Source organism: Bacillus sp. JJ1521 (assembly GCF_036965165.1).
Classification (GTDB): domain Bacteria; phylum Bacillota; class Bacilli; order Bacillales; family Bacillaceae_L; genus Ferdinandcohnia.
This window is the reverse complement of record NZ_JBALOX010000065.1, coordinates 20,295-39,906: the sequence shown is the minus strand read 5'-3', so window position 1 is coordinate 39,906 and position 19,612 is coordinate 20,295. Positions and strand designations below refer to the sequence as shown.

Annotated in this window: 20 protein-coding genes; all 20 read right to left on the bottom strand. The window is 36.9% G+C overall.

Annotated features, from left to right (window positions below):
• Window positions 1–74: 74 nt before the first annotated feature.
• Window positions 75–1,334, bottom strand: coding sequence for an RIP metalloprotease RseP (gene rseP, locus V7147_RS10205; RefSeq protein ID WP_335367747.1), 1,260 nt, complete (start codon window positions 1,332–1,334; stop codon window positions 75–77).
• A 152-nt stretch (window positions 1,335–1,486) separates the two neighbouring features.
• Window positions 1,487–2,644 carry a 1-deoxy-D-xylulose-5-phosphate reductoisomerase gene (locus tag V7147_RS10200; RefSeq protein ID WP_335367746.1) on the bottom strand — a complete coding sequence of 386 codons (1,158 nt, stop codon included), beginning with the start codon at window positions 2,642–2,644 and terminating at the stop codon, window positions 1,487–1,489.
• Between the two features lie 27 nt (window positions 2,645–2,671).
• Window positions 2,672–3,463, bottom strand: a complete 792-nt coding sequence (locus tag V7147_RS10195; protein ID WP_335367745.1) for a phosphatidate cytidylyltransferase — start codon at window positions 3,461–3,463, stop codon at window positions 2,672–2,674.
• 33 nt (window positions 3,464–3,496) lie between these two features.
• Window positions 3,497–4,258, bottom strand: a complete 762-nt coding sequence (locus V7147_RS10190; protein WP_335367744.1) for an isoprenyl transferase — start codon at window positions 4,256–4,258, stop codon at window positions 3,497–3,499.
• A 173-nt stretch (window positions 4,259–4,431) separates the two neighbouring features.
• On the bottom strand, window positions 4,432–4,989 hold the full coding sequence (gene frr / locus V7147_RS10185; RefSeq protein WP_335367743.1) for a ribosome recycling factor: 558 nt from the start codon (window positions 4,987–4,989) through the stop codon (window positions 4,432–4,434).
• Between the two features lie 3 nt (window positions 4,990–4,992).
• Window positions 4,993–5,715 (bottom strand): UMP kinase, encoded by a 723-nt coding sequence (gene pyrH / locus V7147_RS10180; RefSeq protein WP_335367742.1) that lies wholly within the window; start codon window positions 5,713–5,715, stop codon window positions 4,993–4,995.
• 107 nt (window positions 5,716–5,822) lie between these two features.
• Window positions 5,823–6,704 carry a translation elongation factor Ts gene (tsf, locus tag V7147_RS10175; protein ID WP_335367741.1) on the bottom strand — a complete coding sequence of 294 codons (882 nt, stop codon included), beginning with the start codon at window positions 6,702–6,704 and terminating at the stop codon, window positions 5,823–5,825.
• Between the two features lie 157 nt (window positions 6,705–6,861).
• The gene (gene rpsB, locus V7147_RS10170) at window positions 6,862–7,560 is read right to left on the bottom strand and encodes a 30S ribosomal protein S2 (RefSeq protein WP_010282364.1); all 699 of its coding nucleotides are present in this window, start codon (window positions 7,558–7,560) and stop codon (window positions 6,862–6,864) included.
• Between the two features lie 112 nt (window positions 7,561–7,672).
• Window positions 7,673–8,224: a hypothetical protein gene (locus V7147_RS10165; RefSeq protein ID WP_335367740.1), complete on the bottom strand. Its 552-nt coding sequence runs from the start codon at window positions 8,222–8,224 to the stop codon at window positions 7,673–7,675.
• A gap of 10 nt (window positions 8,225–8,234) precedes the next feature.
• Complete coding sequence (locus tag V7147_RS10160) at window positions 8,235–8,540, bottom strand: hypothetical protein (RefSeq protein WP_335367739.1); 306 nt, start codon at window positions 8,538–8,540, stop codon at window positions 8,235–8,237.
• A gap of 22 nt (window positions 8,541–8,562) precedes the next feature.
• Window positions 8,563–9,927, bottom strand: a complete 1,365-nt coding sequence (locus tag V7147_RS10155; RefSeq protein ID WP_335367738.1) for a DUF342 domain-containing protein — start codon at window positions 9,925–9,927, stop codon at window positions 8,563–8,565.
• 14 nt (window positions 9,928–9,941) lie between these two features.
• Window positions 9,942–10,709 carry a FliA/WhiG family RNA polymerase sigma factor gene (locus tag V7147_RS10150; protein ID WP_335367737.1) on the bottom strand — a complete coding sequence of 256 codons (768 nt, stop codon included), beginning with the start codon at window positions 10,707–10,709 and terminating at the stop codon, window positions 9,942–9,944.
• 44 nt (window positions 10,710–10,753) lie between these two features.
• Window positions 10,754–11,251, bottom strand: a complete 498-nt coding sequence (locus V7147_RS10145) for a chemotaxis protein CheD (RefSeq protein WP_335367736.1) — start codon at window positions 11,249–11,251, stop codon at window positions 10,754–10,756.
• On the bottom strand, window positions 11,244–11,885 hold the full coding sequence (locus V7147_RS10140; RefSeq protein ID WP_335367735.1) for a chemotaxis protein CheC: 642 nt from the start codon (window positions 11,883–11,885) through the stop codon (window positions 11,244–11,246). Before V7147_RS10140 ends, V7147_RS10145 begins: the two co-directional genes overlap by 8 nt.
• Before the next feature lie 5 nt (window positions 11,886–11,890).
• Window positions 11,891–12,352 carry a chemotaxis protein CheW gene (locus V7147_RS10135; protein WP_335367734.1) on the bottom strand — a complete coding sequence of 154 codons (462 nt, stop codon included), beginning with the start codon at window positions 12,350–12,352 and terminating at the stop codon, window positions 11,891–11,893.
• A 29-nt stretch (window positions 12,353–12,381) separates the two neighbouring features.
• Window positions 12,382–14,424, bottom strand: a complete 2,043-nt coding sequence (locus V7147_RS10130) for a chemotaxis protein CheA (protein WP_335367733.1) — start codon at window positions 14,422–14,424, stop codon at window positions 12,382–12,384.
• Window positions 14,425–14,442: 18 nt separating this feature from the next.
• Entirely contained in the window at window positions 14,443–15,507 is a 1,065-nt protein-coding gene (locus V7147_RS10125; RefSeq protein WP_335367732.1) for a protein-glutamate methylesterase/protein-glutamine glutaminase, read from the bottom strand.
• Between the two features lie 10 nt (window positions 15,508–15,517).
• Window positions 15,518–16,393 carry a MinD/ParA family protein gene (locus V7147_RS10120; protein ID WP_335367731.1) on the bottom strand — a complete coding sequence of 292 codons (876 nt, stop codon included), beginning with the start codon at window positions 16,391–16,393 and terminating at the stop codon, window positions 15,518–15,520.
• The gene (gene flhF, locus V7147_RS10115) at window positions 16,390–17,562 is read right to left on the bottom strand and encodes a flagellar biosynthesis protein FlhF (protein WP_335367730.1); all 1,173 of its coding nucleotides are present in this window, start codon (window positions 17,560–17,562) and stop codon (window positions 16,390–16,392) included. The genes V7147_RS10120 and flhF overlap by 4 nt, the downstream gene beginning before the upstream one ends.
• Complete coding sequence (gene flhA / locus V7147_RS10110; protein ID WP_335367729.1) at window positions 17,559–19,589, bottom strand: flagellar biosynthesis protein FlhA; 2,031 nt, start codon at window positions 19,587–19,589, stop codon at window positions 17,559–17,561. The genes flhF and flhA overlap by 4 nt, the downstream gene beginning before the upstream one ends.
• Window positions 19,590–19,612 lie beyond the last annotated feature (23 nt).

Below are 19,612 nucleotides of genomic sequence, written 5' to 3'. Positions count from 1 at the left end.
ACACAGGACGTGTCGGCAGTTAGTCGAAGCTCCTCTATCGATGTGTCAATTTCACCGGACTTTTGAACTTCATCTTATAAAAAGAATCGTTGAATATCATTCCATGTAACAACCAACATGAGAAGCATAAGTAAGGCAAATCCGATAAAATGAACCATACCTTCTTTTTGCTTGTCAATCGGTTTTCCACGAACAGCTTCCAACGCAAAGAATACTAATCGTCCGCCATCAAGAGCTGGCAATGGTAAAAGGTTTACAATCCCTAGGTTAATACTGAGGATGGCAGCCCATTTCATCACATAAAAAATTCCAGATTGAACAACTGTGTCGGTTGATACATATATTCCAACTGGTCCGGAAAGCATGTCAATCGAGAATTGACCTGTTATAAGCTTTCCAAGACCAAGTAAAATTTCCTTTGTCCACATAAAGGTTTCTAAAACCCCGTATTTCAAGGATGGTAAAACCGATTTTTCAACTGGCCCATAAACACCAATGACCCCAATTGTATTATCCTCAAGCTGCTGAGCTTTCGGAGTTACAGATATTTCTTGTAGGTTTCCATCACGTTCGACCACAAAACCGATTTCTTCTTCAGGATTTGCGCGAATAATATTTACAATATCATTCCAAGTAGAAACCTGTTCATTTTCAATCTCACGAACAATATCACCTTCATGGAGTCCGGCTTGAAGAGCCGCTCCATCTTCAGTTAGCTTTCCTAGTATTGGTTTATCAATCGGTGTACCCTGTAATAAGCCGATTGCAATTAAAATAATAAAAGCAAGTACAAAATTCATTGCCGGACCAGCAGCAATTGCCAATGTTCGTTGCATTAAAGTTTTAGAAGAGAATTGGCGATTATAAGGCGCAATTTGAGTTTCTTGTCCATCAACTACGAAAAAAGCAGTCTCACTAACCTCATATCTTTTTAAAAATTCATCTTCTCCATCCTCATAGCCAGAAATAAAAAGATTATGCTCTAAATCGGCTTCCTCAACCTCAATTACCTTTAAATCTGGATACTTATCCTTATTATTTAAAATAATTTTATCGATTTTCCCATTTCTATCAAATAATAACCCAATATTATGACCTGGTTTAATTTCAACCATTTCCGGGTCTTCGCCAGCCATTCTAACATATCCGCCTATCGGGAGGAGACGAATCGTATAAAGTGTTTCATTTCTTCTAAAGGTAAATACCTTTGGTCCCATCCCAATCGCAAATTCACGGCAGAGAATTCCGGCGCGCTTTGCTAAAACAAGATGTCCCCACTCATGAAAAAATACGAGTGCACCAAATATAATGATAAAGGCTATCACAGTCTCCACATATTTAACCACCTTTTGTTAGATTAAGCCAAAAGCGCAAGTCGCACACACTTATCGGCGACAAGCACAAGACGAGAGCTGACGGAAGGCGCTTTTTGCCTTCAGAAGCTATTGACTTGTGACCTCGAGCCGATGGCGCCTGAAGCTAGACGCTATTTTTTATCTACAAATTCACGAACAAAAGCTCGTGCTTCTTTATCTACCTGTTGGATGATTTCCAAACTAGGATTTTGGATGGTATCATGTTTTTCCAATGTTTCTTCTATGATTTCCTCAATTTCTAGAAATGAAATTTTCTCATTTAAAAAGCCAGAAACCGCCTCTTCATTTGCAGCATTTAATACAGTTGGAAGAGTACCTCCAGTTTTTCCTGCATGGAAGGCAAATCCAAGGCATCTAAATCTGTCAAAATCAGGCTTTGAAAAATGTAGTTTTCCGATTTCCCAAAGTCGTAATCTCTCTTTTGATGCAGGCATTGGAAAACGATCTGGATAAGAAAAGGCATATTGAATGGGTACCCTCATATCTGGTGTTCCAAGCTGTGCGATGACACTGCTATCGTGGAACTCAACCATTGAATGAATAATGCTTTCTTTATGAAGAAGAACATCAATTTGATCATATGGAAGATTGAACAACCAATGTGCTTCTATTACTTCTAACCCTTTGTTCATCATGGTTGCCGAATCAATTGTAATTTTTGCACCCATTGACCAGTTTGGATGCTTAAGGGCATCATCAACTGTAACATCCTTAAGTTCATCTCGGGTGCGGTCACGGAAGCTTCCACCTGAAGCGGTTAGAATGATTTTCTCCACATTCTTTTCATTTTCACCTTGGAGGCATTGAAAAATAGCGGAGTGCTCGCTATCTACTGGTAAAATATCAACGCCATGTCGCTTTGCAGCATCCATTACTAGATGACCTGCAGTAACAAGAGTTTCCTTATTAGCAAGCGCAATCGTTTTTTTTGCTTCAATTGCTTTTAAAGTCGGCAATAATCCAACGCTTCCAACTACTGCATTAAGAACGATTGTCGCTTCATCAAATGTAGCAACCTCTATTAATCCTTCATCACCATATACAAACTGAATCTCACTAGAAAATTCACTTTTCAATATTTCGCAGGTTTCTTTTGATTTTACAGAAACAAGCTTTGGTGAAAACTTATGTATAATTTCACGCCCTAAGGCCACATTTTCCCCTAGTGACAAAGCAACAAGACTTAACGTTGTCGGATGCAGTTCGATCACATCCAACGTTTGTTGCCCAATGGAGCCCGTAGCTCCTAATAAACTAATTTTCTTCACAAACTCACTCCCAATACACAACCGATACTATATAATTAGTCTTAAAAAGTAAAGAATCGGCAGGATGAATATCATGCTATCAAAACGGTCTAATATCCCACCATGTCCAGGCAGCAATGTCCCTGAATCCTTCACATTATAATGTCTCTTTAATGCAGATTCTACTAAATCCCCAATTTGTCCAAAAACAGACACAAACAATGTCACGATAATGAGTGAAAAATAGGAATCAAATAAATCCGTGATCATGTTAAAAATAAACGCAAATATGATAGCCGTAACAATCCCACCGACAAAGCCCTCAATTGTCTTATTAGGACTAATTTCTGGCCAAAGCTTGTTCTTACCAAGCTTTCTCCCAACAAAATAAGCCCCAGAATCAGTTGTCCAAATAACAACGAACGCATAGAATATATATGCTAATCCCATCGTTCTTATTTCAATCATATAATAAAAACCAAATCCAATATATAATGCTGCAAGAATGACCAGTCCAGCGTCATCAAAGTTGAAGCTATTTTTAGATATTACAGTATACGTTAAAATAAATAAAACGATTAATAGGACTATTTCGATTTTCGTAAATTTTAGGGTCGTAAATAAATCATTGTATTTACTAGGAATTAAAATAATCCACAACAATATAATAGAAATTATGCCTGGAATCGATGCAATATTGATTTGCTTCATCCGTAAAAGCTCAAAGATGGCGATAGCACCCATTAAATAGACTAAAATCGTAAAAGGTATGCCCCCAATAATCACAATTGGTAAAAAGACTGCTGCTGCAATGATTGCCGTAATAATTCTTTGTTTCATCGTATCATTCCTTTTTATAATGCGAGCTGGTACTTACACTCCCCCAAATCGTCGACCTCTCTTTTGAAATGCGGAGATGGCCTCTAATAAATGTTGCTCTTTAAAATCAGGCCATAACACATCTGTGAACCAAAATTCAGTATATGCAAGCTGCCAGAGCATAAAATTACTTAATCGTATTTCCCCACTGGTACGTATTAATAAATCGGGATCTTGTAATCCAGCGCTCATTAAATATTGATCAAACAATTCCTCATCAATATTTTTATGTAGATGACCCTCTTGATAGTCAGAAAGAATCCTGTTTACTGCTTCAATAATTTCGGCACGTCCACCATAATTAAGTGCTAAATTTAATACCATTCCAGTATTGTTCCTTGTATCATTTACAGCTTTATCCGCTGCTTTTTGAGTATGTGCAGGTGTGGCATCTTTATTCCCCATAATTCGAACCTGAACATTTTCTTCAATTAACTCTGGTAGGAACGTTCCCATAAATTCTTCAGGAAGTCTTAATAAATAATTAACCTCATCCTCTGGACGCTTCCAATTTTCTGTTGAAAACGCGTAGACTGTTAATGTTTTGACACCAAGTCTACTTGCGAGCTTTGTCACTCTCTTAACTACCTTCATTCCTTCATGATGACCGGCAGTTCGTGGCAATGCTCGTTTTTTTGCCCATCTCCCATTTCCATCCATGATGATTGCTATGTGATTAGGAATCGGTCCTTTTACTATTTCTTCTTCCGAAATAGAAACTGACTTATTCTTCGCTTTTTTAAATTTTTCAAACATTCACAAGTCCTCCAACACCCGAGTCAAATGAGCCTTGGCGTTTTTGCACCCAGACCAGTTTCATTTTACCATTTTTATACGTTTGAGGTAACTAATTAGTAGTCAGTATTAACAAAAAAACCCCCTGTAAACGTTAGAGGGTCTTTTTACAATATATTGTACATTGAAATGGATTAGACTTCCATTATTTCTTTTTCTTTTTCTTTTGCAACTGAATCAATATTATTAATAGATTCGTCCGTGATTTTTTGAATATCATCAGTTAGGCTACGTAATTCGTCTTCAGTGATTTCACCGTTTTTCTCAAGCTTTTTCAATTCATCGTTGCCATCACGACGTACATTACGAACTGCAACTTTAGACTCTTCTGCATATTTCTTAACAACCTTCACTAACTCACGACGTCTTTCCTCTGTTAGTGGTGGGATTGAAATACGAATAATAGACCCATCATTTGTTGGGTTTAAGCCTAAATCGGCCTTCTGAATTGCTTTTTCCATATCACCTAAAATAGACTTGTCATATGGTTGAATAACAAGCATTCTTGCTTCAGGCACATTGATAGATGCAACCTGATTTAATGGCGTTGGTGCACCGTAGTAATCAACTGTAACCTTATCGAGGATTGCTGGGTTCGCTCTTCCGGCTCTTACAGTTGCTAGTTCACGAGACAAAGCTTGGACTGCTTTAGACATTTTATCTTTTACTTGGTTTAATGTGTTATTTGCCATAAGTTATTTCCCCCTTACAATTGTTCCGATATTTTCTCCTTGTACGGCACGCTTAATATTTCCTTCTTCCATAATTGAAAAAACAATTAACGGAATATCATTGTCCATGCAAAGTGAGGATGCAGTGGAATCCATTACAGCTAAGCCTTCTTTAATAACATCGAGATATGTTAATGACTCATATTTCACAGCTGTTTTATCTATTGATGGGTCTGCACTATAAACACCATCAACATTATTTTTAGCCATTAAAATAACCTCTGCTTCAATTTCAGCAGCACGTAATGCCGCTGTTGTATCTGTTGAGAAGTAAGGATTTCCGGTACCTGCTGCAAAAATAACAACACGTTTCTTTTCTAGATGACGAATCGCTTTTCTTCTTATGTATGGTTCTGCGACTTGACGCATTTCAATGGATGTTTGGACACGAGTTTGGATCCCTAAGTTTTCTAAGCTATCTTGTAACGCTAAGGAATTCATAACCGTTGCAAGCATTCCCATATAGTCCGCATTTGCACGGTCCATCCCCATTTCACTGCCGATCTTGCCTCTCCAAATGTTTCCACCACCGACAACAACTGCAACTTCCACACCTAGTTCAGCAACTTCCTTCACTTGTTTTGCTACAGATTGGATTACAGATGGATTTATGCCAAACCCCTGCTCACCCGCTAATGCTTCTCCGCTTAATTTTAACACTACACGTTTATATTTGGCACCACTCATCGAATAAAAAACCTCCATCTTTTAAGAAAAGTACAAGCACCTCTTTATGGTGTAATACTTATCATTTCAAAAAATAGGGAACACATAACGTGTTCCCTGTTTTATTTTTACTTCTTCACTTGGCTCATTACTTCTTCAGCAAAGTTATCTTGACGTTTCTCGATCCCTTCACCAACTTCGTAACGAACGAAGCTCTTCACTGTAGCGCCTTTAGATTCAACAAACTTGCGAACCTTTTGATCTGGGTCTTTAACGAAGCTTTGGTCAAGAAGACAGATGTCTTCGAAGAACTTGCTTAGACGTCCTTCAACCATTTTCGCTACGATATTTTCAGGTTTTCCTTCATTTAATGCTTGTTGTGTTAATACTTCACGCTCACGTTCAACTTCCTCAGAAGAAACTTGATCACGTGATACGTATTTAGGATTTACAGCTGCTACGTGCATTGCAACATCCTTTGCAACATTAGCATCTGAAGTACCACCTAGAACGGCTAAAACACCAATGCGACCACCCATGTGAAGGTAAGCACCAAATGCGTCACCATCTTCTTTTGTTGCAATTTCAAAACGGCGAAGTGAAAGCTTTTCTCCGATTTTTGCGATAGCTGCATTAATATACTCAGAAACGGTTGAACCGTTGTCCATCTTTTGTTCTAATGCTTCTTCAACGTTAGCAGGCTTTTTCGCTAATAGATGAGCAGCTAATTCTTTTACTAGAGTTTGGAAACCTTCATTTTTTGCAACGAAGTCTGTTTCAGAGTTAACTTCAATGATAACTGCTTCATTTCCTGAAACTTCAATAGAAGTTAAACCTTCAGCAGCGATACGGTCACCTTTTTTCGCAGCTTTTGCAATACCTTTTTCACGAAGATAGTCAATTGCACTGTCCATATCACCATTCGTTTCTGTAAGAGCCTTCTTACAGTCCATCATACCTGCTCCTGTTCTTTCACGGAGCTCTTTTACCATTTGTGCAGTAACTGCCATTATGTTTTCCTCCTTATTTGCCACTATGTACTAGTTCGAATTGTACGAAATTAAATTCAATAGACATTCTGTATCTATTATGACTTAAAAAGCGCAAAAATATATAGTTCTTAAAAAAGGTGATAAAAGGCATAACCCTCTTATCACCTTTCGCTCATTAAGCAGATGTTTCTTCACCTTGTTTAGCTTCTAGGATAGCGTCTGCCATTTTACCTGTTAAAAGCTTAACCGCGCGAATTGCATCATCGTTTGCAGGGATTACATAATCAATTTCATCTGGATCACAGTTTGTATCAACGATACCTACGATCGGAATGTTTAATTTATGAGCTTCTGCAACTGCAATACGCTCTTTGCGAGGGTCGATGATGAATAAAGCATCTGGTAATTGCTTCATATCTTTAATTCCGCCTAAGAATTTTTCAAGACGCTCTAACTCTTTCTTAAGCTGAACAACTTCTTTCTTAGGTAAAACATCAAAAGTGCCGTCTTCTTGCATTTTTTCAATATCTTTAAGACGCTTGATACGCTTTTGAATTGTTTCAAAGTTTGTTAAAGTACCACCTAACCAACGTTGGTTAACAAAGTACATTCCAGAACGCTCAGCTTCTTCTTTAACTGAATCTTGAGCTTGCTTTTTAGTACCAACAAAAAGCATTGTTCCACCGTTACCTGCTAATTCCTTAACGAAATTATATGCTTCTTCAACCTTCTTAACTGTTTTTTGAAGGTCAATGATATAGATTCCGTTACGCTCTGTAAAGATGTAACGCTTCATTTTTGGGTTCCAACGGCGTGTTTGGTGACCGAAGTGAACACCAGCTTCAAGCAATTGCTTCATAGAAATTACTGACATGGATAAATCCTCCTAATGGTTTTTTTTCCTCCGTTCATATCATCTTTAAGCAANNTGTGTAATAACACCAAAAATTAATATAACATAATCAAAACGCGAGGGTCAAGAAAAATTAGTTGTTTTGACGAAATTTGTGTAAAAGTTCGATTTCGGTTTTCCCTTTATTTAACTTTTTTGCGATTTCCTCATAAGAATGACCTAGTTTAGTGAGATGATCTATATCTTTAAAAAGAACCTCTATAAGACTATCATCGTTCTCGGATATTGCTTGTTTTGGATTTTGTTCGATTTCCTCCTGATCAGCAAATGAGGGTAGAAGTTCCTGAATATCTTCTGAAGTTAGTTCTTGTTCTTTTATATGAATCGTTTTCTTGTGAATTTCCTCAATCTCAGCGTTCGCTTGATTTTTAGAGTTATCTTCTTTTACTATTTCTTGTTTTAGTTTCGATGCTTTTTTTACATCTTTGATTCTATTTAAAAACACTTCATTTTCTTCTTTGATTTCCATCACATATGAAGTGATCACATTTTCGAATTCCTTTAATAAACGTTCTTGTTTCGTTTCAACATCTTTTAGTTGTGTAATCTTAAGATATAAAAGAATAATTAAAAAAAAGGCGACTGCCAGTAATGCAAAGCAAATGATAAATAATATGGTTGTCATTCAATTCCCTCTATCCCACGATATCGATAAAATTACCCTTGTAGGGATGTTGCTCGTTCTCTTCTTGTTCAGGTTGTTTTGAAGTATGTGAAGGCTGTTTTGAAAAAGGGTTTGATGATGAATCCTTATGTATTTGTGCGTTTTCAGATTTATTGTTTTCATTCACTTTTGTTCGGTTTCTTTTTTCCAACTTCTCATTTTCTAAGTGAATTTGGTCTTGCATATGCTGTCCACGCATCATTAATTGTTCTTGAATTTTTCCTGCATCTTGGGTTCTTGGAATCGCAACTTGTAATTCAACTAATTTTAGACTCAATTATTTTCACTTCTTCCGAGTTTTATTTTTCAGAATAGATGTCTATTGAAATCTCTTTATTGACTAATTGCGCTTTTACATGGTGAAAGAGTTGGTTTATGATTCTCTTATATTTACCAAATTGGACATAGACATTCGGATAAAGAGTACCGGTAGCGATTAAGCTATTTGCAGATGCTTCCTTCTGCTTTGACGAAAGTTCGGTTAATACAGATTCAAGCAGTTCTAGTTTTTTTGTTAGTTCCGTTTGTGTAAGTTTGTCTCTTTTAAGAATTAAAATTTCATTCTCTGTAAGAGTTGATGTCCTTTTGTATTTTTCTGATAATTTCTGGAGTATGAGTAAAACTTTTTGAAGTTGGGCTTTTGTTACGTCCATTTCGGAACGAATCCGTTTTTCTTCTTCACTGTATCGATCAATTATTCCAATTTGTATCTCAGTCTTTGTATGTGATGCATTTCCGATGTCCTTAGCCGTTATGTGATCTCCAGCTGTAATGAGTCCACCAATAATGCTCCCGGTCAAGGAATGAACACTTCCGTATGCAAAACATACGCTATGTAAAATTGAACCAGTCGCTTCGATATTTTTCCCTGCATGTACCTGGCATTGATTCATATAGGATGCAATTATATCCCCTTTGGCATGAATTGATGCTTTGGCAAACCCAACAATCCCACCTGATATATAAATCGATCCTCCAGCCTCTAATTGTGCGCCTTCGACAATACCATAGATCGAAATGTCTCCACCTGCTTTTACGACGTAATCGCTCGGTACATTCCCTCTTATTGTGACATTGCCAATGAAGTCAATATTACCCGTTTTGAGGTTTAAATCCCCATTTACTTCAAAAACGGGAAGAACGCTTATCTTTTTTCCTGATAGGCTAATTTGTCCGTCCATAGTGGCATAAAGTTGCCCATTTGTTTCCACAATGTTTTTACCTACGCTAAAAGGATATGGTTTTCCGTTCTTCGCTGCTATTGGCTGTCCTAGCACATTTCTTCCGGGAGTTCCAGGCCTACTTGGATAAATGGTAGCAACAAGTTGTCCCGCTTTTACAGAAGGTATTTGTCTTACATTTCGAAAATTTAAGACCATATTCGTTTGAAAGTCCTGTTTATTTTCCGAAGTCTCTAATTTAATAAAACCATCTTCACCTTTTTCAGGTGCCACGCCTTCTGCAATTAATAAAGGAAAAAACACGTCATCCATATTCGCTATCATTTGCGCGATGACCTCGCGTTTTATTCCAAACGTAATACCATGTTTCGACAACATGGAATAAACCTCGGACTGTTCAATTTGTAGAGGTGTAGAATCTCTAATGACGTTGACATGAACGGTAAATTTATCTTTGGATACTAAAAGTTCGATTTCTGCCACAGTCCACCCGCCCTTTAATGAATGTGTTTTTGTAAAATATCCTTAAGCTTAAATAGTGCCTTTGAGTGAATTTGAGATATTCTAGATGTCGATAAACCCATAACCTGTCCTATTTCGGTTAAGGTGAGTTCTTCCTTATAAAATAAACTAATAATCAACTGCTCTTTTTCATTTAACTGTTGGATGACGTTGATTAATTGATTGAGTACTTCTTTTTTTACAATATGTTCTTCCGGTGATAAGGTCTTATTGTCCTTAATTGAAAGATGCGATTTTTCACTATTCTCGTCATCATGCTGATAATCGTCCATGGAAAGAACATTTGCAAAGAAGCCTTCATTCATAGTTTGATAAACATCTTCTTCACTCATTTCGACTTCAGCAGCGATTTCTGGTATCGTAACGTTCCGCATCAGCTTTTGTTCTAGCTTTTCGATGGCAGCTTCTACTTTTTTTGATTTTTCTCTTGAGCTTCTAGGTAACCAGTCTTCCTTTCTCAAGCCATCTAGTATAGCTCCTCTAATTCGAAAGGAAGCATATGTATCAAATTTTAAGTCACGGGAAGGATCGAATTTTTCCAGAGCATCATATAACCCAATCATCCCAAGACTTTTTATATCATCTTTGTTTACACTTTTCGGCAAAGTGACTGAGATTCGCTGTACATGGTAAGAAACGAGCGGCATGTATTTTCTAACGAGGGCATCCCCCGCATCTACGTCTCGTGAGTCGGTCCATTTCTGCCAATATTCTTGATGTTCTGTCGATGATAATCTGGACATTCTACTCCTCCTTTCGTTCATTTCTGTATATTATTTTAACCTGCCTAAAGCTCCTTAATCCCTTTGCTGACTGTGCGTATTTTAAGAATGGTTGTCTCGGGGTCAAATTCAATTGTTCGACCATTATTCCCACCAACATCGGCTGCAACAAGTGGGATGTTAAAGCGCTTTAGCTCTGCCTCAACCGCCTCAACATTGCGCGGACCAATCCTCATAATATCACTGCCCGTTTGAAATTGGAACATTTGAGCTCCGCCTGCAATTTTGGCTTTTAAATAATGTGCTCGACCGCCAATTTTAATTAATTGTTGAATAAGCTCTTCTATTGCAGTATCAGCATATTTTGCAATATTCAGGTTACCTGCTTTTGTCGATGTCGAATCTGGTAGCATAATATGGGCTAGTCCTGCTACCTTTTTTGCTTGATCATAAATGACAACTCCAACACAGGATCCTAATCCAGATGTTCGGATTAAGTCAGGTGTAGCAATGACATTCATGTCAGCTATCCCAACTTTAATGACTTGTGAAGAGTTAATCATGTATTTGTACTCCTAATGCAGTAAAGATTTTTTCAAATGAATCAGGATCCGGCAACAGCAAAAAATGCCCATTTATATTGTTGTTATCAGAATTCTCATTTTCATTAATTTCTGTTTCAATGGCAATTGCAAAATCACTTACCTGTGAAAGTTCCAGTAAGCCATAACCGATAATTGCACCCACCATATCGATTGAAAATCCAGGAACGGATGGATACAAATTCAATCCGGTAAAATCTGATAATGATGTAAGATACGAACCTGACAAAATATTTCCAACCTCTTGAAAAGCAGATATCCCCATTTCGTTTTGGATGTCGCTCTCAAATGAAAAGCTATTATCATTCACTAAATCCTGAATTAATTTTGTTGCTTGTGGGAGCTGCAAAATGAAAAACATATTTCCGGTTAAATCTCCTTCGATCCTTAGGAAAATACCAGCCACAATATTTTCAGCACCACCTGCAAACTCCATCATTTCATCAAAAGAAACGATTCTTACATTTGGCACCTGCATATCGATTTTTCGGTTTAATAGTTTCGACAAAGCAGTAGCAGAATGCCCAGCCCCAATATTACCAATCTCTTTTAAAATATCTAAATGTGTGGAATTAATACGTCCGAAAAATGACATTGTTGTTACCCTTCTATCTTTTCCGTAACTAATCTTGAATTAAGGACCTTTTCTAGATTTAATAAAATGAGCAGTCTTTTCTCAAGCTTCGCTACTCCTTCTAAGTATTCCACCTCAACACTACCTACAATCTCAGGTGGGGGTTCAATCGTATCTACAGGAATATCCATTACATCATTTGCCGTATCCACTATTAATCCAACCTCAACATCATCAGTCGCAACAATAATAATCCTTGTACTGTCCGTATATTCTGATTCGGCCATTCCAAAGCGTGTTCTTAAATCAATAATCGGAGTAACAACCCCTCTTAAATTAATAACACCCTTTACAAATCCCGCTGTTCTGGGAACACGGGTTATATGCTGCACTTTTTCAATAGAACGTACCTGAGAAACCGGGATTCCATACTCCTCATCATGGAGTGAAAATACAATTACTTTTAACACCGTTGCTTGTTCAGACATTTTTTTCTCCCCCTTTAACCTACAAAAGTTTATTTGATTAATGCATTACAATCGACAATTAAAGCAACTTGACCATCGCCAAGTATAGTTGCACCGGAAATCGCAAACACATTCGTTAAATAGTTTCCTAACGATTTCAACACAATCTCTTGTTGCCCTATGAACGAATCAACAATAAGTCCTGCAGATTTGTCACCTTTCTTCACAATGACAACAGAAAGGTACTCATCCTCATCAATAGACGTTGGGACTTCAAAAATATCCTTTAAGTTTAATAACGGCACAACCTTACCCCTAAAATCAATCACCTTTTGATTATGTGCATGAAGAATCTCACTCTTTTTGATAATTGCCGTTTCGATAATCGAAGAAAGTGGTATTGCATATTTTTCATTTTGTACTTCAACTAACATGACAGAAATAATTGATAATGTTAGCGGTAGTTGTATTGAAAAAACGGACCCTTTTCCAACAACAGAACGAATCGTAATCGAACCACCTAGTGATTCAATTGTATTCTTTACAACATCTAGCCCAACACCACGTCCAGAAACATCCGAAATTTTTTCAGCTGTTGAAAAGCCCGAAGAGAAAATGAAATCAAATACTTGGCTATCGGTTAAAGACTCCGCTGATTTTGCTGTAATAAGCCCTTTGTTTATAGCCTTTTCAATGATTTTATCACGGCTAATACCAGCGCCATCATCTTCAATTTCGATAAAGACATGATTTCCACTGTGATATGCACGTAAAATAACCGTACCCTCTACTTGTTTTGCATTTTTTATTCTAGCTTCAGGTGTTTCAATCCCATGATCTAGGGCATTACGTAATAAATGTACAAGTGGATCACCGATTTCATCGATGACTGTACGATCTAATTCCGTTTCTGCACCAACAATTTGAAGGTTTATTTTTTTATGCAGATCCTTTGCTAATTGGCGCACCATTCGTGGGAAACGATTAAATACCGTTTCAACAGGAACCATTCGCATTGTAAGGATAATGTTTTGTAAATCTCCTGAAATCCTCGACATTCTTTCTACTGTTTCATTTAGCTCAGAATGATTTAAATCACTAGAAATTTGATCTAAACGCCCTCTATCAATTACTAATTCTTCAAATAAATTCATAAGAATATCAAGTCGTTCAATATTGACCCTAATTGTCTTATGATTACCACCGTGCTTACTACCTGTTTTTGCAGGTTGATTATCTTCTTTTTCAGACTTTGGCTGTTCATCCACGGCAGCAAGTGTAGGAGCAACTTCCTTCTTTGCTTGAATTTGTTCTTTTACTCCAGTATTTAATGAGTCAAGTTGGAAATCTAATACTGTTACTCTTTCTATTTCAGATACTTTCATAATTCGTTTTTCGATATTTTCGGCTAACTCGGTTGACACGACAGTCACAGTGAACTCATTCTGGAATTGTTCTTCCTCTAACTGATCCACTGAAGGAATGGATTTAATGATTTCACCAACCTGTTCAAGGATCTCAAATACCATAAATACGCGGGCGGCCTTTAATAAACAATCCTCTCTAAGAAGAATTGTGATTTCATAACAATTAAAACCTTGCTCTTTTGATTGTTGGATTACGGTTAATTCAAAATCATCATAATTAGACCTTAAAGCCGCGCTTTCAGTTTTTAACGCTACTGAAACAGGTGTTTCATCTTCTGTAATTTCTTCGCCACTTTCAATTTTCTTCAACGAAAACACAACATCAGAAACATCTTTTTTTCCGTCTCCTCCGTCTGCAATCGAAAAAATCATTTCTTCTAGATAATCAACTGCTTTGAAAACAATATCTAAAAGTGACGGGGTTACGTTTATTTTCATGTTTCGAATGCCATCAAGTACATTTTCCATTTGATGTGTGAGGCTTGCTAGATCATCATACCCCATCGTGGCGGACATTCCCTTTAATGTATGGGCCGAGCGGAAGATTTCATTAACGATTGAAATATTTTCGGGATCTTTTTCCAATTCTAATAAATGCTCATTACAAGCCTGAAGATGCTCCTTACTTTCTTCAATAAACACTTCTAAATATTGATCCATTTTCATTAAATTACACCCCTTTACTTATGTAAGGCTAAGTATTGTGCCTGCTATATCTTCTAAATTTTCAACTCTATCTACTAAATTTGTTTCAATTGCCGACTTTGGCATTCCGAAAACGATTGAGGTTTCTGATGATTCTGCAATAGCAACAGTTTTTCCATTCTCTTTTAGTTTCTTAAGTCCGAAGGATCCATCTGATCCCATGCCGGTCATAATAACAGATATTTTTTGAATTCCTTTAATTTCACCAACAGATTCAAATAGGACATCAACAGATGGTCTATGCCCATTTCTCAATTCGCTTTCATCAATATTAACAGCTAATGAAGTGCCAATCTTTTTTATTTTCATATGATGGCCACCGGGGGCGATATAAGCCGTTCCAGCCTTTAAAAATTCTCCATTCTCAGCTTCTTTAACAGTAATCTCACACAAACTATTGAGCCTATTAGCTAGTGATTTTGTAAAGCCTGCTGGCATATGCTGCACAATAACAATTGGTGCAGGATAATTTCTTGGAATTTCAGGGAGCACTTGTTGTAGCGCTCTTGGTCCTCCAGTTGACGTTCCTATACAAACAATCTTTTTAATGCTTCTATTTGATTCTAGTTCTATTTTACTACACTCTACTATTCTAGTTGTAATAGTTTCTTGTATTTTCAATGGCTTTTTAAGCAAAGCGACATTTACTTTTCCGGCATGTAGTACTTTTGTCACGATTTCTTTTTTAATTAGATGAAGGTCAATGGAAATTGGACCTGATGGTTTTTGAATGAAATCAACTGCACCATATTGCATCGCGAGTAACGCGTTCTCTGTTCCTTCTTTCGTTGTACTTGAAAGCATCACAACAGGACGTGGGTCTTCGCTCATAATCCGCTGTAACGCTTCAATTCCATTCATTTCAGGCATCTCAATATCTAAAGTCACAACATCCGGATTAAGTATATTTATTTTATTCATTGCATCGATTCCATTTCTTGCAGTACCAACAACATGAATTCTTGAATCTTCCTGAAGAAAAGTTGAAATGAGTTTCCTCATAAATGCTGAATCGTCTACAATAAGAACATTAATTTTTGTCATTTTAAAACTCCTATCTACCACGTACGAAAAAACGCTGTAACTTTGATATAAAGGATGAATGTTGATTCTTAATGTGTAATTGTTCATTATTTTTATCTAGATAATTTCTGCAAATATCAAGTAGGTTCTTGCTAATGACAGCTTTTGGCGCATATAACAAAAATGGCTCTTGATGACTAACAGATTTTTGAACGGTTTTATCATCAAGTAAAACACCTAGCACCCGGACTTCCTTTACTAAAAACTGCAATACTGCTTGCTTTAATCTTTTAAGTGTTTGCATACCTTCCGACTCATTTTCGGCGCGATTAACAATTAAATATAACGGTATAGACTGATCAAACATACAGATATATTTCATTGCTGAATAAGCATCTGTGATTGCGGTTGGCTCTGGGGTTGTAATTACAAAGATTTCATCCATGGCCATGAGGAATTTTACATTTTCTTCATTCATTCCTGCACCCATATCAAAAATAACGTAATCATAATCATTAAGTACAAGTTGCAATTGGTCGATTAAATATTCCGACTTCTTTTCATCAAGCTTAAAAAGATTCGGCAATCCATTTCCACCTGCAATATAATCAATGCCAACTGGCCCCTTGATAAGCAAATCTTTAATGGTAAGACTCTTTTCAAATAAATCCACAATCGTATGATGTGCGGCAATTCCCATCAAAATATCAATATTTCCCATCCCGATATCCATATCAAAAAGCAACACCTTCTTGCCAAATTGTGATAGGGCAATGGAAAAGTTCAGGGAGAGGTTGGATTTTCCAACTCCACCTTTGCCACTGATTACAGCTATTGTCTTCGGTTGGTCTTGTTCGTTATTCATCGATGCTAGTTTTTTACGAAGAACTGCAGCTTGGTCTATCATGATTCATCGACTCCAAGAGTTGTATTAGCGATTAAAGAAGGTGAAGCAATGACAATGTCGTCGGGCACATTTTGTCCATTTGTTAAATATGCAACACCAATGCCAGAATCGACAATTAAATTCACCATTGCTCCATAGTTTGCCGTTTCGTCCACTTTTGTAAATATAAATTTAGAAATAGAAATTTTGGAAAATTGTTCATAAATTAGTTTCATATCATTCATTTTTGATGTTAAAGAGAGGACCAATAAGGTCTCCATATCATTTGAAAAATGAATCAGACTATTTAAATCATCTATATATTTTTCATTCCGGAAATTTCTGCCTGCTGTATCAACGAAAACAACATCATAATCTTTATAGGTTTGCTTTGCTTTTTTAAAATCATCGAAGGAATAACAAACCTCAACAGGTGCACCTAGTATTTTCGCATAGGTTTTCAATTGCTCAATGGCCGCAATCCGAAACGTATCGGTTGTAATGAAGGCAATCCTTTTTTTGTCCTTTATCATGCAGTCAGCTGCAATTTTAGCAATAGTTGTTGTTTTACCAACTCCAGTTGGGCCGACTATATTAATATATTTTTTTTGATAAGTTAAGCCACCGTATTCTACGTTAGAAATTTTTGAAATAATACATTCCTTTGTCCAATTTTGGATGTCTTCAAATGAAGCTTTCTCGGATGTCAAATACCATTTTTCAAGTAAACGAGACATGATTTCTTTTCTAATCGATGAGTCAAATTCTTGATGCTGCAGCAAATGATTCATTTCCTGAAGGGGTCCTGTATACGGGCTAATCTCTGAGGTTAGTTCCTTCATAGCTGCTTTTAGTTCCTGAATTTCTTTTAGAAACTCAGGAGCCGGCTCATGTGATTCCTTTGCTTCATATTTATTTAATGGTTCACGAACAACCGGTTTTTGTGGTTCATTTTGTTTTTCGATTACCGGTACTTTTCGTTCCTTTTCTTTAGGCTTTACTATTTGCTTTCTTGGAGCCTCTGGGTCAACCGCCGCAATTACTTCAAAATTCTTTTTTCGAAAAAGGCCAAAAAAGCCTTGTGTTTGAACAATTTTTGAATTTAAAATAACTGCATCACTACCTAATTCTGCACGGATCAATTTCATCGCTTCAGGCATAGAAGGAGCAATGTATTTTTTTACCTTCAATCTATATTCACCACCCCAACACTTTGAACTTCCACATTTGCCTCAAGCTCATTATATGAAAGGACAGGAACCTGCGGAAAATATCGTTCAATTAATTGCCTTACGTACATTCGTACAGCTGGCGAGCATAATAAAATCGGAGACTGTTCTTGTATACTGACAGTTTCGATTTGCTTAGCAATGGATTCAATGATGGACTGTGACACGTTCGGATCAATTGATAAATAGTTTCCATGCTCTGTTTGCTGAACACCATCTGCAACATGCTTTTCAACTCTACCTGATAGAGTCACAACCTTCATCGTTTCTCCTTGGACAATGTATTGATTTGTAATCTGCCTAGCAAGGGATTGTCTTACATATTCTGTTAATAAATCGGTATCAGTTGTCATTCTTCCAAAATCAGCTAAAGTTTCAAAAATAATCGGTAAGTTTCGGATCGAAACATTTTCCTTTAATAATTTTGCCAATACCTTTTGAATATCTCCAACTGATAGTGGACTCGGTGTCACTTCATCCACTAAAATTGGGTACGATTCTTTTAAATGATCAATTAATTGCTTCGTTTCTTGTCTACCTAGTAATTCATGCGCATTTCTTCTAATGACCTCCGTAATATGCGTTGACACAACAGATGGTGGGTCCACCACTGTATAGCCTTGCATTTCCGCCTGATCCTTCATCTCTTCAGAAATCCATTTTGCTGGTAGACCAAATGATGGCTCTACTGTATCAATACCTTCAATCGAATCATCATCATAGCCTGGACTCATCGCCAAGAAATGGTCGAGCAATAGTTCCCCTCTAGCCATTTCACTTCCTTTTATTTTCAAGCGATACTCATTGGGCTGTAATTGAATATTATCCCTAATTCGAACGACTGGTATGACTAGACCTAACTCAATCGCCAATTGTCTACGAATCATGACGATTCTGTCTAAAATGTCCCCACCTTGGTTAGTGTCAGCTAAAGGAATCAAACCATAACCAAACTCGAACTCAATTGGATCAACATTTAATAAATTAACAACACTTTCAGGACTTTTTAAGTCCTCAACTTGCACTTCTTCTTCCGTTTCTGGCTCTAATTGAATCTCCTGATCCTTGTTTTTGGAAATCATAAAGCCGCCGATAGCTAAGAAACTTGAAATAGATATAGTTAATAAATNNGGAGTAAACAATCCTAACAGAAAGATTGTACCTGCTGTGACATACAGCATTTTTGGATAAGCAAATAATTGCTTTGTAATATCAGTTCCTAAATTTCCTTCTGAAGCAGCGCGAGTGACAACAATACCTGTTGCGGTAGAAATTAATAATGCAGGAATTTGACTAACAAGTCCGTCACCTATTGTTAAGAGTGTAAATTTAGAAAGAGATTCCTGGAAGCCTAACCCATGCTGTGTCATCCCAATGATAAAACCAAATATTAAGTTAATCAGAACAATGATGATACCTGCAATCGCATCCCCTTTAACGAACTTACTCGCTCCATCCATAGCACCGTAAAAATCAGCCTCTCTACTTACCTTATCACGGCGTTCGCGTGCTTCAGAATCAGAGATCATCCCAGCATTTAAATCAGCATCAATACTCATTTGCTTACCTGGCATTGCATCTAATGTAAATCGTGCTGCAACTTCCGATACACGTTCGGAACCTTTCGTAATAACAATAAATTGAATAATAACGAGGATTAAAAAGACAACGAATCCAACAATAATATTTCCCCCAACAACAAAAGTACCAAAGGTGTGGACAACACCACCGGCATCCCCAGTCGAAAGAATTGATCTCGTTGTTGAAACATTTAACCCTAATCTAAATAAGGTTAAAAGAAGTAATAGTGATGGAAAAATTGAAAATTGAAGTGGTTCCTGCATATTCATTGAAGTTAAGAGAACTAACAGCGCAAGAGAAATATTGATCATAATTAAAACACTTAGCAACCATGCAGGAAATGGAATAATAAGCATGGCAACTATTAAGATTACACTTAATAAAACGGATAAATCTCTTGCTCGCATTGTTTTCTCTCCTTTAAGTCAAA